Source organism: Streptomyces sp. NPDC025793 (genome assembly GCF_055558375.1).
Genome location: NZ_JBVHMR010000010.1, coordinates 272,865 through 287,326, shown reverse-complemented (window position 1 = coordinate 287,326; position 14,462 = coordinate 272,865). Strand labels below are relative to the sequence as shown.

13 protein-coding genes are annotated in these 14,462 nt (G+C 69.9%); 3 read left to right on the top strand and 10 right to left on the bottom strand.

Translation table 11 applies throughout. The features are described from left to right. Window positions 1–279: 279 nt before the first annotated feature. From ACZ4MF_RS21460 to thyX, 3 genes are all read right to left on the bottom strand, one after another. Entirely contained in the window at window positions 280–1,965 is a 1,686-nt protein-coding gene (locus ACZ4MF_RS21460; protein WP_467493527.1) for a ribonuclease J, read from the bottom strand. Between the two features lie 168 nt (window positions 1,966–2,133). After that, window positions 2,134–3,033 (bottom strand): 4-hydroxy-tetrahydrodipicolinate synthase, encoded by a 900-nt coding sequence (dapA, locus tag ACZ4MF_RS21455; protein WP_467493526.1) that lies wholly within the window; start codon window positions 3,031–3,033, stop codon window positions 2,134–2,136. Between the two features lie 199 nt (window positions 3,034–3,232). Continuing rightward, window positions 3,233–3,976: an FAD-dependent thymidylate synthase gene (gene thyX / locus ACZ4MF_RS21450; RefSeq protein ID WP_467493525.1), complete on the bottom strand. Its 744-nt coding sequence runs from the start codon at window positions 3,974–3,976 to the stop codon at window positions 3,233–3,235. Window positions 3,977–4,159: 183 nt separating this feature from the next. Between thyX and ACZ4MF_RS21445 the strand changes: the two genes are divergently transcribed. Further along, the gene (locus ACZ4MF_RS21445) at window positions 4,160–4,396 is read left to right on the top strand and encodes a hypothetical protein (protein ID WP_467493524.1); all 237 of its coding nucleotides are present in this window, start codon (window positions 4,160–4,162) and stop codon (window positions 4,394–4,396) included. Between the two features lie 90 nt (window positions 4,397–4,486). Beyond that, entirely contained in the window at window positions 4,487–5,053 is a 567-nt protein-coding gene (locus ACZ4MF_RS21440; RefSeq protein ID WP_467493523.1) for a hypothetical protein, read from the top strand. Between the two features lie 82 nt (window positions 5,054–5,135). Here the strand turns inward: ACZ4MF_RS21440 and ACZ4MF_RS21435 are convergent, their stop codons facing one another. The 5 genes from ACZ4MF_RS21435 to rpsO all read right to left on the bottom strand — a co-directional run bounded on the left by ACZ4MF_RS21435 (window position 5,136) and on the right by rpsO (window position 10,605). Further along, window positions 5,136–5,588: a hypothetical protein gene (locus ACZ4MF_RS21435; protein ID WP_467493522.1), complete on the bottom strand. Its 453-nt coding sequence runs from the start codon at window positions 5,586–5,588 to the stop codon at window positions 5,136–5,138. 13 nt (window positions 5,589–5,601) lie between these two features. Next, on the bottom strand, window positions 5,602–6,354 hold the full coding sequence (gene dapB, locus ACZ4MF_RS21430) for a 4-hydroxy-tetrahydrodipicolinate reductase (RefSeq protein WP_467493521.1): 753 nt from the start codon (window positions 6,352–6,354) through the stop codon (window positions 5,602–5,604). Window positions 6,355–6,380: 26 nt separating this feature from the next. Beyond that, complete coding sequence (locus ACZ4MF_RS21425; RefSeq protein WP_467493520.1) at window positions 6,381–7,760, bottom strand: M16 family metallopeptidase; 1,380 nt, start codon at window positions 7,758–7,760, stop codon at window positions 6,381–6,383. Beyond that, window positions 7,757–9,976, bottom strand: coding sequence for a polyribonucleotide nucleotidyltransferase (locus ACZ4MF_RS21420; protein WP_356024311.1), 2,220 nt, complete (start codon window positions 9,974–9,976; stop codon window positions 7,757–7,759). The genes ACZ4MF_RS21425 and ACZ4MF_RS21420 overlap by 4 nt, the downstream gene beginning before the upstream one ends. A gap of 341 nt (window positions 9,977–10,317) precedes the next feature. After that, window positions 10,318–10,605 carry a 30S ribosomal protein S15 gene (gene rpsO, locus ACZ4MF_RS21415; protein ID WP_053664877.1) on the bottom strand — a complete coding sequence of 96 codons (288 nt, stop codon included), beginning with the start codon at window positions 10,603–10,605 and terminating at the stop codon, window positions 10,318–10,320. 289 nt (window positions 10,606–10,894) lie between these two features. Here rpsO and ACZ4MF_RS21410 point away from each other — a divergent pair, with 289 nt between their 5' ends. Then, window positions 10,895–11,191, top strand: a complete 297-nt coding sequence (locus ACZ4MF_RS21410; protein WP_467493519.1) for a DUF397 domain-containing protein — start codon at window positions 10,895–10,897, stop codon at window positions 11,189–11,191. Window positions 11,192–11,248: 57 nt separating this feature from the next. On the opposite strand, the gene ACZ4MF_RS21405 is transcribed toward ACZ4MF_RS21410, so the two are convergent. Both ACZ4MF_RS21405 and eccD read right to left on the bottom strand, forming a co-directional pair. Beyond that, the gene (locus ACZ4MF_RS21405) at window positions 11,249–12,748 is read right to left on the bottom strand and encodes an outer membrane protein assembly factor BamB family protein (RefSeq protein WP_467493518.1); all 1,500 of its coding nucleotides are present in this window, start codon (window positions 12,746–12,748) and stop codon (window positions 11,249–11,251) included. A gap of 88 nt (window positions 12,749–12,836) precedes the next feature. Further along, on the bottom strand, window positions 12,837–14,339 hold the full coding sequence (eccD, locus tag ACZ4MF_RS21400; RefSeq protein ID WP_467493535.1) for a type VII secretion integral membrane protein EccD: 1,503 nt from the start codon (window positions 14,337–14,339) through the stop codon (window positions 12,837–12,839). Window positions 14,340–14,462: the final 123 nt, after the last annotated feature.

Sequence of the window (14,462 nt, the reverse complement as noted above, 5' to 3'; positions counted from 1 at the left end):
CCTCCGGGCTTCCCTTCGGTGTTTCCGACTCTATCAGATCTTTTCTCGATCCGATTTCCTCGGTGCTTTCCAGGTTCCCGCTCCGCTTTCGCTTCACGTTTCCCTTTCCGGCGGTTCCGACTTTATCAGAAGTTCTGAGTCGGTTTTCCCGCCCCTCCGGGTTGTCCTCGGCGTACGAGGCTGCCGGGTTCCCTTGCTGGCGGAGCCGTAAACGTACTGGAGCGGGGCGCCTCGATGCAAATCGAGGCGCCCCGCTCGGGTGAAGCTTCCGACGGACCGTCAGACCTCCACGACCACCGGGAGGATCATCGGCCTGCGGCGATACGTGTCCGAGACCCACTTGCCGAGGGTGCGTCGGATGAGCTGCTGGAGCTGGTGGGGCTCCACCACTCCGTCCTGGGCGGACCTCTCCAGGATCTCCGTGATCTTCGGGAGGACCGCGGCGAAGGCCGAGTCCTCGATGCCGGAGCCGCGCGCCTGGACGTGCGGGCCGCCCGTGATCTTGCCCGTGGAGGCGTCCACGACCACGAAGACCGAGATGATGCCCTCGTCACCGAGGATCTTGCGGTCCTTGAGGGCCGGCTCGCCGACGTCGCCGACGGAGAGGCCGTCGACGTAGACGTAACCCGCCTGGACCTTGCCGACGATCTTGGCCTTGCCCGCGACCAGGTCGACCACCACGCCGTCCTCGGCGATGACGATTCGGTCGTGCGGGACGCCCGTCAAAGCGCCCAGCTCGGCGTTGGCCCTCAGGTGGCGCCATTCGCCGTGCACCGGCATCAGGTTCTTGGGGCGGCAGATGTTGTAGAAGTACAGCAGCTCGCCCGCCGAGGCGTGGCCGGAGACGTGCACCTTGGCGTTGCCCTTGTGGACGACGTTGGCGCCCCATCGGGTCAGGCCGTTGATGACGCGGTAGACCGCGTTCTCGTTGCCGGGGATGAGGGAGGACGCCAGGATCACCGTGTCGCCCTCGACGATGCGGATCTGGTGGTCCCGGTTGGCCATGCGGGACAGGGCCGCCATCGGCTCGCCCTGGGAACCCGTGCAGACCAGGACCACCTCGTGGTCCGGGAGGTCGTCGAGCGTCCTGACGTCGACCACCAGGCCCGGCGGCACCTTCAGGTAGCCGAGGTCCCGTGCGATGCCCATGTTGCGGACCATCGAACGGCCGACGAAGGCGACCCGGCGGCCGTACTCGTGGGCCGCGTCGAGGATCTGCTGGATGCGGTGGACGTGGCTGGCGAAGCTCGCCACGATGATCCGCTTGCGGGCGCTCGCGAACACCTGGCGCAGGACGTTGGAGATGTCCCGCTCGTGCGGCGTGAAGCCCGGGACCTCGGCGTTCGTCGAGTCGGTGAGGAGGAGGTCGATGCCCTCCTCGCTGAGCCGGGCGAACGCGTGCAGGTCGGTCAGACGGTTGTCCAGCGGGAGCTGGTCCATCTTGAAGTCGCCGGTGTGCACCGCCATGCCGGCGGGCGTGCGGATGGCGACGGCCAGGGCGTCCGGGATGGAGTGGTTGACGGCGATGAACTCGCACTCGAAGGGGCCGACGCGCTCGCGGTTCCCCTCCGCCACCTCCAGGGTGTACGGGCGGATCCGGTGCTCCTGGAGCTTGGCCTCGATCAGGGCGAGGGTCAGCTTGGAGCCGATCAGCGGGATGTCCGGCTTCTCGCGGAGCAGGAAGGGGACGCCGCCGATGTGGTCCTCGTGGCCGTGCGTGAGGACGATGCCGTCGATGTCGTCGAGGCGGTCCCGGATGGACGTGAAGTCCGGCAGGATCAGGTCGATTCCGGGCTGCTCCTCCTCGGGGAAGAGCACTCCGCAGTCGACGATCAGCAGGCGGCCGCCGTACTCGAAGACCGTCATGTTCCGGCCGATCTCACCGAGACCGCCGAGCGGGGTGACGCGCAGGCCGCCCGTGGGGAGCGGCGGGGGCGGGCCGAGTTCAGGATGCGGATGACTCAAAAGACTCTCCTCAAACATGCGCGCCACGTACCGGTCGGGCACGTGGCGCGCATGACGTTCGTGCAGAAGCAGTTGTCGTTGTGGGGTGCAGGCACCGGTGGCCTGCGTCTTCTGTTGTTCTTCAGTTGTGAAGTCAGTGGTGAAGCTCGGGTGGTGCCAAGTCTGTTGTCAGAGCTGTACCCCGCCGGCGGCAAGATCGATCTTGAGCTGGGCGATCTCCTCGGGCGAACACTCGACCATGGGCGAGCGCAGGGGCCCTGCGGGCAGTCCCTGGAGGGCGAGGGCGGCCTTGGTGGTCATGACGCCCTGGGTGCGGAACATGCCGGTGTAGACCGGGAGCAGCTTCTGGTGGATCTCGGTGGCCTTGACGACGTCGCCCGAGGTGTACGCGTCGACAAGGGCGCGCAGGTCGGGGGTGACGAGGTGCCCGACGACCGAGACGAAGCCGACCGCGCCCACGGAGAGCAGGGGCAGGTTCAGCATGTCGTCGCCGGAGTACCAGGCGAGGCCGGACCGGGCGATGGCCCAGCTGGCGCGGCCGAGGTCGCCCTTGGCGTCCTTGTTGGCGACGATGCGGGGGTGCGCGGCGAGCCGGACGAGCGTCTCGGTGTTGATCGGGACGCCGCTGCGGCCGGGGATGTCGTAGAGCATGACCGGCAGGCCGGTGGCGTCCGCGACGGCCGTGAAGTGGCGGTACAGGCCCTCCTGCGGGGGCTTGTTGTAGTACGGCGTGACGACCAGGAGGCCGTGGGCGCCGACGCGCTCGGCCTCGCGGGCCAGCTCGACGCTGTGGTGGGTGTCGTTGGTGCCGACGCCCGCGACGACGTGGGCTCGGTCGCCGACCGCCTCCAGTACGGCTCGTACCAGGTCCGCTTTCTCCGCATCGGTGGTGGTGGGGGACTCGCCGGTGGTGCCGTTGACGATCAGGCCGTCGTTGCCTGCGTCCACCAGGTGGGCGGCGAGCCGCTGCGCGCCGTCGAGGTCGAGTGCGCCGTCCGCCGTGAAGGGCGTGACCATGGCGGTGAGGACCCGCCCGAAGGGGGTCTGCGGAGTCGAGGTCGGAGCCATGGGTAACACGCTACTCGGTGCTCCATGCGTGGTCTGCCCTCGGGGGGCCGGGAAAGTCAGGACAAATATGGAGCCCGGCACTGCCTGCTCGGGGGTTCAAGCAGTGCCGGGTCCGTTTGATCAGGCTAGATGAACTTCTTCAAATGCCGCAATACGGACACTTCGCCTGGCTGATGCGTACATCCGTTCCGGGCCCTGATTACGGGGCGACCCGGCCGTTGCCGTTGAAGGCGGCGTACGTCAGCGGCATGAGCTTGGCCCACTCCGCCTCCATCTTCTCGCCGACCATCTCGATCTCCCGCTGCGGGAAGGACGGCACCTTGGCCAGCTCGTGCTGGGTGCGCAGGCCGAGGAAGTGCATCAGGGAGCGGGCGTTGCAGGTGGCGTACATCGAGGAGAACAGGCCGACGGGGAGCACCGAGCGGGCGACCTCACGGGCGACGCCCTCGGCGAGGAGCTTCTGGTAGGCCGCGTAGGCCTGCTCGTAGCTCTCGGTGAGGGTGCTGCTCACCGTGTCGTGCTGGGCCGGGGTGCCCTCGACGAAGACGTACTTGCCGGGGCGGCCCTCCTGGACCAGCTTGCGGTCGGTGCCGGGGACGTAGAAGACGGGCTCCAGCTCGCGGTAGCGGCCGGACTCCTCGTTGTACGACCAGCCGACGCGGTGCCGCATGAACTCGCGGAAGACGAAGATCGGGGCGCTGATGAAGAAGGTCATCGAGTTGTGCTCGAACGGGCTGCCGTGCCGGTCGCGCATCAGGTAGTTGATCAGGCCCTTGGAGCGCTCGGGGTCCTTCTTCAGCTCGTCCAGGGACTGCTCGCCGAGCGTGGAGACGCGGGCGGCGAAGAGGACGTCGGCATCCGACGCGCTGGACTTCACGAGCTCGACGGTGACGTCACTGCGCAGGGTGAGCGACTCGGGGGTGGTCACGGGGGTCCTTCCCATCACTTCTTCAGGTTCGCGCCCACTGTACGGGGCGCCTCTGACAGTGCCGCACAGTGACTGTTCGGTGACCGTGCCGGTGATTTTTTCGGACATGGGCACCTTTTCCGTCACTCGATCGTCTGTATGGGTGAGACCTGCTCGTTCGACCCGAAAACAACACTCCCGAGAGGAGAGGTACCTCCCATGTTCCGTCGGCGTGAGCCCGTGCCCTTCGCCTTCCTGGCCGAGGCGGACCGGTTCCGCAGCAATGTCGCTCCCCCGCCGCGCCGGCGTGCGTCCGCCGGGCAGATAGCCGGGCGCGGGCTGCTGGGCCTCACCATCGTCGCCGGGCTCGCGGGCTCGCTGATACTCGGCATGCCGGCGCTGTCGACCCCGTCCGACACCCCCGTGCAGCAGTCGCGGGCCGCCGACGGGCGCTGACTCTTACAGCCGTCCAAGGGTGGTGAGCGCGAACCCGGCCGGATAGCCTCACCGGGCACAGCCCACGCAAGGATCGAGTGAGGACCAGCCGTGCCCCTGCCCTTCCTGACGGCCGACCGCACCTTCGAGGCCGCCGACGAGAGCGCGCTGCCCCACCTCGACCGGGAGCGCTGGCGGCGCCCCTACCGTCCCGGGCCCTGGCGGGTGGGCGTGGCCGCGCTGGTGCTGCTGGTCGCCGCCTTCGTGCTGTTCGCCGCGGTCGTCATCGCCCTGGCCGACTCGGTGTCCTCCGCCGTGGCGGTCCTCGTCACGGCGCTCGTGGTGATCGCCGCCGCGCTGCGGATGCTGCGCATGGGCGTCTGGGTGAGCGGACGCGGGCTGCGCCGCGTCGGGTTCCTGGTGACGCGTACGGTGCCGTGGTCGCGGGTGGTCTCGGTGCGGACGGCGCAGCAGCCCGTGCGCTGGCTGGGACTGCCCCGGACGGTGCAGGGGCAGGCGCTGACCCTCGTCCGGGGGGACCGGTCGGCCGAGGACACGCCGCCGCTACTGACCACGCACACACTGGACTTCCTGAGCCGCCCGGCCGCCTTCGACCGGGCCGCGGACGCGGTCGAGGCGTGGGCCGCGGAGTGCGGCCGCGGGCACGGGCGCGACTGACCTGCGCATGCCGAAGGGGCCGGTCCGCTGCGGGCCGGCCCCTTCGGTGTGTCCGGTGCGCGCGCTGTCCGCGCCGTACGGCTCAGGCCCGGGCGGGCTTGCCGTCGTGCAGGGCGATGGCCCGTTGCATGGCCTTGCGGGCGCGTGGGGTGTCGCGGGCGTCGTGGTAGGCGACGGCGAGCCGGAACCAGCAGCGCCAGTCGCCGGGGGACGCCTCCGTCTCGGCCTTGCGCTTGGCGAACACCTCGTCGGCGGAGTCGCGGTCGATGTGACCGCTCGGGGTGCGCCGCAGCTCGTCCACGGGCAGGCCGCCCTCGGCGTCGAGCTGGGCGGCGAGGGCGTTGGCCTTGCGGACGAACTGGGTGTTCTGCCACAGGAACCACAGGCCGATGACCGGCAGGATCAGGACCGCGACCCCGAAGGTGACGGTCAGGAGCGTGCCGGCCTGTATGAGCATGACGCCGCGGCTGCCGACCAGGACGAAGTAGAAGACCAGGACGGCGGCGGTGACGAGGTAAGTGATCTTGGCGCGCATGGCAGGGGCTGTCTCAGCTCAGGTCCAGGAAGTGCTCCAGGCCGAAGGTCAGGCCCGGAGTGGTCACCACGCGGCGGGCGCCGAGCAGGATGCCCGGCATGAAGCTGCTGTGGTGCAGGGAGTCGTGGCGGATGGTGAGGGTCTCGCCCTCGCCGCCGAGCAGCACCTCCTGGTGGGCCAGGAGGCCGCGCAGCCGGACGGCGTGGACGGGGATCCCCTCGACGCTGGCGCCGCGGGCGCCGTCCAGGGCGGTGGCGGTGGCGTCCGGCGCCGGTGCCGTACCGGCCGCGCGGCGGGCCTCGGCGATCAGCTGGGCGGTGCGCGTGGCCGTACCGCTCGGGGCGTCCACCTTGTTCGGGTGGTGCAGCTCGACGACCTCGACCGACTCGAAGTACGGCGCGGCGATCTGCGCGAACTTCATGGTCAGCACGGCGCCGATGGAGAAGTTCGGCGCGATGAGCACGCCGGTGCCCGGGGACTCGGCGAGCCAGCCGTTCAGCCGCGCGAGGCGCTCCTCGGTCCAGCCCGTCGTACCGACGACGGCGTGGATGCCGTGGCGCACGCAGTAGTCGAGGTTGTCCATGACGGAGTCGGGGGTGGTCAGCTCGACCGCGACCTGGGCGCCGGTCTCCGCCAGCGTCTCCAGCTCGTCCCCGCGGCCGAGGGCGGCGACCAGCTCCATGTCCTCGGCGGCCTCGACCGCCCTGACCGCCTCGGCCCCGATCCGGCCCTTGGCGCCGAGGACCGCCACGCGCAGCTTGCTCATCTCTTGTGCTTCCTTGTCAGGAGTGGTTAGGCGACGGCGTCGTGCAGCCGCGCGGCCTGCTTGTCCTTCAGCGGGCCGATGACCGACAGTGACGGGCGCTGTCCCAGGATGTCGCGGGCGACCGCGCGGACCTCGTCCGGGGTGACCGCGGCTATCCGGTCCAGCATGTCGTCGACCGACATCTGCTCGCCCCAGCACAGCTCGCTCTTGCCGATACGGTTCATCAGCGCGCCGGTGTCCTCCAGGCCGAGGACGGTGGAGCCGCGGAGCTGGCCGACGGCGCGGGCGATCTCGTCGTCGGTGAGGCCGTTGGCGGCGACGTGGTCGAGTTCGTCGCGGCAGATCTTCAGCACGTCGTGCACCTGGCTCGGCCGGCAGCCGGCGTACACGCCGAACAGGCCGCAGTCGGCGAAGGCCGAGGTGTACGAGTACACGCTGTAGGCGAGACCGCGCTTCTCCCGGACCTCCTGGAAGAGGCGGGAGGACATGCCGCCGCCGAGGGCGGTGTTGAGCACGCCCATGGCCCAGCGGCGGTCGTCGGTGCGGGCGAGGCCCGGCATGCCGAGGACGACGTGCGCCTGCTCGGTCTTGCGGCCGAGCAGCTCGACCTTGCCGAAGGTGCGGATCGTACGGCTGCCGTCCCGCGGGGCGATCGGCTGCGCGTCCAGGTTCTTGAAGACGCCCGCCCGCTCGAACGCGGCACGGACCTGGCGTACGACCTTGTGGTGATCGATGTTGCCCGCGCAGGCGACCACGAGGTGGGTCGGGTCGTAGTGCTTCTTGTAGAAGCGGCGGATGCGGTCGGCGCCGAGGGCGTTGACCGTGTCGACCGTGCCGAGCACCGGGCGGCCGAGGGCGTTGTTCCCGAACATGGTGTGCGCGAACAGGTCGTGCACACAGTCGCCCGGGTCGTCCTCGGTCATGGCGATCTCTTCGAGGATCGCGCCGCGTTCGACGTCGACGTCCTCCTCCAGGATCAGCGAGCCGGTCAGCATGTCGCAGACGACGTCGATGGCGAGGGGCAGGTCGGTGTCGAGCACGCGCGCGTAGTAGCACGTGTACTCCTTGGCCGTGAATGCGTTCATCTCGCCGCCGACGGCGTCGAGGGCGGCGGAGATGTCCAGCGCGCTGCGCTGCCGCGTGCCCTTGAAGAGCAGGTGCTCCAGGTAGTGCGTGGCGCCGTTCAGGGCCGGGGTCTCGTCGCGGGAGCCGACGTGCGCCCAGATGCCGAAGGTCGCGGAGCGGACCGAGGGCAGGGTCTCGGTGACGATGCGCAGGCCGCCCGGGAGGGTGGTCTTGCGGACCGTGCCGATGCCGTTCCGGCCCTTGATCAGGGTTTGGGTACGGGCGACGGCCCGCGCCTCCGAAGAGGGGCGGGCCGTCACCTTGGAGCTACGGGACGTCACTGCTCGGCGTCGTCCTTGTTCTCGTTGTCGCCTTCCTCGCCCTCGATCACCGGAACGAGGGAGAGCTTGCCGCGGGAGTCGATCTCGGCGATCTCGACCTGGACCTTCTGGCCCACGCCGAGGACGTCCTCGACGTTCTCCACGCGCTTGCCGCCGGCCAGCTTGCGGATCTGCGAGATGTGCAGCAGACCGTCCTTGCCGGGCAGCAGGGAGACGAACGCACCGAAGGTGGTCGTCTTGACGACCGTACCCAGGTAGCGCTCGCCGACCTCGGGCATCGTCGGGTTGGCGATGCCGTTGATCGTGGCGCGGGCGGCCTCCGCCGAGGGACCGTCGGCGGCACCGATGTAGATCGTGCCGTCGTCCTCGATGGTGATCTCGGCGCCCGTGTCCTCCTGGATCTGGTTGATCATCTTGCCCTTGGGGCCGATGACCTCACCGATCTTGTCGACCGGGATCTTGACGGTGATGATCCGCGGGGCGTGCGGGCTCATCTCGTCGGGCCGGTCGATGGCCTCCATCATCACGTCGAGGATGTGGAGACGGGCGTCGCGGGCCTGCTTGAGGGCCGCGGCCAGGACGGAGGCCGGGATGCCGTCCAGCTTGGTGTCGAGCTGGAGGGCGGTCACGAAGTCCTTCGTGCCGGCGACCTTGAAGTCCATGTCGCCGAAGGCGTCCTCCGCACCGAGGATGTCGGTGAGGGTGACGTAGTGCGTCTCGCCGTCGATCTCCTGGGAGATCAGACCCATGGCGATACCGGCGACCGGGGCCTTCAGCGGCACACCGGCGTTCAGCAGCGACATGGTGGAGGCGCAGACCGAGCCCATGGACGTCGAGCCGTTGGAGCCGAGGGCCTCGGACACCTGGCGGATCGCGTACGGGAACTCCTCGCGCGTCGGCAGCACCGGCACGAGGGCGCGCTCGGCGAGGGCGCCGTGGCCGATCTCGCGGCGCTTCGGGGAGCCGACGCGGCCGGTCTCACCGGTGGAGTACGGCGGGAAGTTGTAGTTGTGCATGTAGCGCTTGCGGGTCACCGGGGAGAGGGTGTCCAGCTGCTGCTCCATGCGGAGCATGTTGAGGGTGGTGACGCCCAGGATCTGGGTCTCGCCACGCTCGAACAGCGCGGAACCGTGCACCCGCGGGATGGCCTCGACCTCAGCGGCCAGGGTACGGATGTCCGTCACCCCACGGCCGTCGATGCGCTTCTTCTCCTTGATCACACGCTCGCGGACCAGCTGCTTGGTGAGCGAGCGGTACGCGGCGGAGATCTCCTTCTCGCGGCCCTCGAACTCCGGCAGCAGCTTCTCGGCGGCCAGACCCTTGACGCGGTCCAGCTCGGCCTCGCGCTCCTGCTTGCCGGCGATGGTGAGCGCCTGGGCGAGCTCGGGGCGAACGGCGGCCGTCAGTGCCTCGAAGACGTCGTCCTGGTAGTCCAGGAAGATCGGGAACTCGGCGGTCGGCTTGGCGGCCTTGGCGGCGAGGTCGGCCTGGGCGCGGCACAGCACCTTGATGAAGGGCTTCGCGGCGTCCAGACCGGCGGCGACGACCTCCTCGGTCGGCGCCTCGGAACCGCCCTCGACGAGCTTGATGGTGCCCTCGGTGGCCTCGGCCTCGACCATCATGATCGCGACGTCGCCGTCCTCCAGGACGCGGCCCGCGACGACCATGTCGAAGACGGCGTCCTCGAGCTCGGTGTGCGTCGGGAAGGCCACCCACTGACCGCGGATCAGCGCGACGCGGACGCCGCCGATCGGGCCGGAGAAGGGCAGGCCGGCCAGCTGCGTGGACGCGGACGCGGCGTTGATCGCCACGACGTCGTACAGGTGGTCGGGGTTGAGGGCCATGATCGTGGCGACGACCTGGATCTCGTTGCGCAGGCCCTTCTTGAAGGACGGGCGCAGCGGACGGTCGATGAGGCGGCAGGTGAGGATGGCGTCCTCGGACGGCCGGCCCTCACGGCGGAAGAAGCTGCCGGGGATCTTGCCGGCGGCGTACATCCGCTCCTCGACGTCCACCGTCAGCGGGAAGAAGTCGAGCTGGTCCTTGGGGTTCTTGGAGGCGGTGGTGGCCGACAGCACCATGGTGTCGTCGTCCAGGTACGCCACGGCGGAGCCGGCGGCCTGCTTGGCCAGGCGGCCCGTCTCGAAGCGGATGGTGCGGGTACCGAAGGCGCCGTTGTCGATGACGGCCTCGGCGTAGTGGGTCTCGTTCTCCACTAGCGTTTTCTCCGTTACGTATCGTCTTTCGTCCCTTGGCTGCCCGTGTGGCAGGGGGACGGTGGCGGAGAAGCGCGCCGTCTGGTGCGGGCCGGTCTTCGATCGAAGCACCCGGGGCTCGCTTCCCCCCGGGGGCCACTACCGAGGACCGGCGGCGGCGAGGTGCGCTTCTCCTCGTTCTTTTCGTACTGCGTACTGTGTCGTGCGTCTTGCGTTGTGCGTCGTGCGTACTGCGTTGTGCTACCACACTACAAAGCGTGTGTGACACTCCGCACGTTTCCCTACATACGGCAAAGGGAGCGATCCCCGAGTCCTTCGGGAACCGCTCCCTTCACGGCGTCTTACTTGGCGCCCGCCGCACCGCGGCGGATGCCGAGGCGGTCGACCAGCGTACGGAAGCGCTGGATGTCCTTCTTCGCCAGGTACTGGAGAAGGCGGCGGCGCTGACCGACGAGGATCAGCAGGCCACGACGGGAGTGGTGGTCGTGCTTGTGGGTCTTGAGGTGCTCGGTCAGGTCGGAGATCCGACGGGAGAGCAGAGCGACCTGGACCTCGGGGGAGCCGGTGTCACCCTCCTTGGTACCGAACTCGCCGATGATCTGCTTCTTCGTAGCGGCGTCGAGCGACACGCGTACTCCTCAATAGTCTCTTGAATGCCACCGAGTGCCCCCGGTCTACGTCTCGGGGAAGCTTCCGTTACTCGGGAGGCGGGGATCCGCTGGGCGCGGCCACCAGAACGTGCAGGACTGCCTGCGGGGTCCGGGGGTGCGTACACGAACGGCCGTCAGCCAGGGTACCAGGAGGTGGCGGGCACCTTTCCCCCGGTCTGCGAACAGCCCGGGCGGCGGTCGTGCGGCCACTAGGGTGAGCGCCGGGACCGAACGTTACGCCGTTACGCCGGGAAGGGGTCGTTGCACGATGACGGAGACGGAAGCGGAGATCAAGGCGCGCAAGGAGCGGGAGCGGGACGAGCTGTACGGCCTCGACATCTCCGGTGTCGAGTGGCACTGCGCCCCGGGCACCGAGGAGCACGAGGAGCGCGTCGAGATCGCCTACCTGCCCGACGGAGCCGTGGCCATGCGATCCTCCCTCGACCCCGACACCGTGCTGCGCTACACCGAGGCGGAGTGGCGCGCCTTCGTGCTGGGGGCACGGGACGGGGAGTTCGACCTGGAGCCGACGGAGGGGAACGGGGGGGGTGGGCGTAGCGCCTGACACGGTGAGGGGGCGGCACGCGTGCGTGCCGCCCCTTCGCGCTTGTCCACCCCTGATTCAGTGCTTCAGGCCCGCGGTGCCCACTCCGAGCACCGACAGCACCGGGTCCTTCGGGTGATTGGTGTCGCGTTCCAGGACGCGGCGGGCGAAGAAGGCGTGCCCCTGTTCGTACAGGATGTCCGACTGCTCGGGGTCGCTGAGTTCGTTCTCGTCGTCCTCCGGGAGGTGGAACAGGAGGTACGGGGTCTCCTTGTCGGTCCGGGGGTTCCAGTCGACGATGGCCGCGGGCTGGACGGAGTCCGTGCCGCGGCGGTAGAGGATCAGGTCGTCGCCGTTCATGCGGACGGGGACGACCAGTTGGAAGGGGCGTCCCTCGAACGTGGCGACCGTGGTGCCCTTCTGCGGGTCGAAGGCCGTGATCCGGTTCGCGGGCTTCTTGAAGTCGCCGTCGCTCTCCTTGCTCATGACGAAGAGCCGGTCGCGGCCGACCACGATGCCGTCGCACTTGTCGACGACGCCGAAGAACGGGCCGGCGTACGGCTCCTCGCCGCACTTGGAGTCGTAGCCCCGCAACGAGATGGTGGCCAGCCGCCGGCCGTTCTTCGGGTCGAGGGTCAGCAGGTCCGTGACGAGGGTGTCCCCCGCCGCCACGGCGAGCACGGGCGGATCGGAGGACGGCAGGTAGACGTCCTGGATGCCCGCGCCGACCGAGTACTGCCAGACGGCCTTGCCGGTACGCGGATCGAGTCTCTCCACCCGGTAGGTGGTGTTGCCGGCCCCGCCGCAGGTGACGAGGGCGAGCAGGGCGCGGCCGCCCGCGTAGCCCTTGTCGTGGCACTGGGAGGTGGCGAGGGTGGTGTTCCACAGCCGTTTGCCGCTGTCCATGTCGTACGCCACCGACCCGAGGTTCCAGGCGATGGCCACGACACCCCTGGTCAGGGCGATGTTGGTGTTGGTGACGTAGGCGAAGTCGGCCGCCGGCATCTTCTGCTGCCACAGCTTCTTGCCGGTGTCGAGGTCGACGAGGAGCACCTCGTTGCAGATGCCCGTGTCGGTCTTCTGGCCCTGCACGGCGGGCTGGACGACGACCGCGGTCCGGCCGTCGGCGGTGACGTCGCGGCTGACGGCACAGACGTGCCCGTCGAGCTGGAGAGTCCAGGCGGTCTCGTCGTAGACCGGATCGATCTTGTATCCCTCGATCCGGTTGGCGACGGCTCGCGCGAGGATCTTGCGCGTGGCCCAGGTGCCGGGCGCGTACCGCGGCTTGTCGGTGAGTTTGTCCTCGTCGTGCTGGACGACGAGTTGGCCCTCCGGCGAATCGGGGGCCTTCTCCGCCGTCTCCCGTACGGCCTCCGGGGCCTGCCGGACCGCTTCGGCGTCGGTCCGCCCCGTGCCGTGGTCGGCCGAGTGGTACCACAACAGGCCCGCGCCGACACACAGGACGGCGGCCACCACCGCGGCGACCGCGGCGAGGAGCCGTCTGCGGCTCCTGGCCCGCTGCCGGTCCGCCTCCAGTGCGGAGTGGGTGTATATCGACGGTGGCGGGCCGAAGCTCACGCTGTCAGGTCCCTTCGGGGGCGGCGACGTGGATCACGGACGGCCGTGGCGGCCTCCGACGCGGACGGCCAGGACGACAAGACGCCGCTCATTTGCTGGTCATCGACCGCGCGGTCGCGTACACGTCGAAGACCGCCAGGGTCAGCGGGATCAGCGTCAGCAGGACGAAGCCCTCGCAGATCTCCAGGAACCGGCCCCAGAACGGGGTCAGCCCGCCGCGCGACAGGATCAGGCCCAGCGCGGTCACCAGGGCGGTGGCCGCACCGATGACGGCGATCAGCCAGATGGTGCGGATGTCCAGGTCGGTGCGGTTCCCGCCGAGGGCCTCTCGGATCACGTGTCCCGGCGGGTTGAGGGCGAGGCCGAGGCCGAGCAGGACCAGGCAGGCGAGGCCGGCGGCCAGGACGGGGGCGACCTGGGCGGTGTACCGGAAGAGGCCGGCACGCATCAGCATCGCGACGCCGGTGGCGAACGCGAGCACCTGGGCCCAGATGCCGTCGGAGAAGCCCAGCACCGCCGAGGCTCCCACGGCGAGGAGGGCACAACCGCCGACCAGGCCGACGAGCAGCTCGTGGCCGCGCCGGGCCTGGGCCTCGACGCGCTCGGTGTCGACGGCCTCCGGCCCGGCGGACTCGGTGCCGTAGGCGGAGCGGGCAGGGCCGCTGCTGGGGTTCTCGAAGCCGATCGGCAGCCGCGCGAAGCGCATGGACATGCCGGGCAGGAAGGCGAGCGCACCGACGGCGACGGGCGCGCACAGGCCGGCCATCTCGGTCGCGGACCAGTGGGTGAGGGTCGCGACGAAGACAACGACCAGGGCGACCGCGGAGGCGAAGACGAAGGCCACGAACGGGCCGTCGCCGCGCGGGGAGCACAGGGTGAGGATCAGGGCCGCGACGAGCACCGCCGCGCACGCCAGCAGGAACTGGAGCCGGCCGATGCCCTCCCCGCCGGTGAGGGGCAGCAGGCCGCTGCCGGCGACACCGATGTTGGGCAGCGCGCCGAGGCCGAGGGCGATGGCCGAGCCGCGGTCGTCGTAGACGCGGGCACGGATCGCGGAGAGGACGACCAGGAGGATGCCTGCGACGGCGGCGAGGATGCCGGCGAGACCGTGCATGTCGTGACGCGGGTCGGCGGTCCAGGCGACGAACGCGAGCAGCGTGGGCAGCACGCCGCCGCCGACGAGACCGGCGGCCCGGGTGAGGTCGCCGCTCCACAGCTTGTGCTGCTTGGTGACGGCCGAGGCGACGGCCTCGGCGACGTCGTCGAAGACGGCCGGCGGCAGGGACTCCGCGAACGGCCGCAGGGTGAGCAGTTCGCCGTCGAGAATGCGCTGGGCGGCGAAGGAGCGGGCGCTGTCCAGCACGGTGCCGTCGGTGCGGACCAGGTGGTAGCCGACCGGGGCGCCCGACTCGGGACTCTGCTGGGACAGCCGGAGGATCTCCGGATAGAGGTCGGCGACGGGGACGTCGTCGGGCAGTGCCACGTCGATACGGCTGTCCGGCGCGACGATGGTGACCCGGCAGAAGCCGAGTCCGGTGCCGGACCCGGCGGGGGCTCCCGTCCCGGTTCCGCCGGTGGCGGCGGCCGTCATGCTCACCTGCTGCTCCCCCTCAGTGGTGGTGGTGCGTCTACTTCGTGAAGGTCTCGTGCCGGTCGCATCTGCGCGGGTCGGCACGGGGGCCCTGTGGCCGGATTCCGGGGCCGTACCGCCTTG

Excerpts from the sequence above, each read along its gene's own strand:
- thyX (WP_467493525.1), bottom strand. The coding sequence starts at position 3,976 with ATGGGAAGGACCCCCGTGACCACCCCCGAGTCGCTCACCCTGCGCAGT.
- ACZ4MF_RS21445 (WP_467493524.1), top strand. The coding sequence starts at position 4,160 with ATGTTCCGTCGGCGTGAGCCCGTGCCCTTCGCCTTCCTGGCCGAGGCG.
- dapB (WP_467493521.1), bottom strand. The coding sequence starts at position 6,354 with ATGAGCAAGCTGCGCGTGGCGGTCCTCGGCGCCAAGGGCCGGATCGGG.
- ACZ4MF_RS21410 (WP_467493519.1), top strand. The coding sequence starts at position 10,895 with ATGACGGAGACGGAAGCGGAGATCAAGGCGCGCAAGGAGCGGGAGCGG.
- eccD (WP_467493535.1), bottom strand. The coding sequence starts at position 14,339 with ATGACGGCCGCCGCCACCGGCGGAACCGGGACGGGAGCCCCCGCCGGG.
- dapA (WP_467493526.1), bottom strand. The coding sequence starts at position 3,033 with ATGGCTCCGACCTCGACTCCGCAGACCCCCTTCGGGCGGGTCCTCACC.
- ACZ4MF_RS21435 (WP_467493522.1), bottom strand. The coding sequence starts at position 5,588 with ATGCGCGCCAAGATCACTTACCTCGTCACCGCCGCCGTCCTGGTCTTC.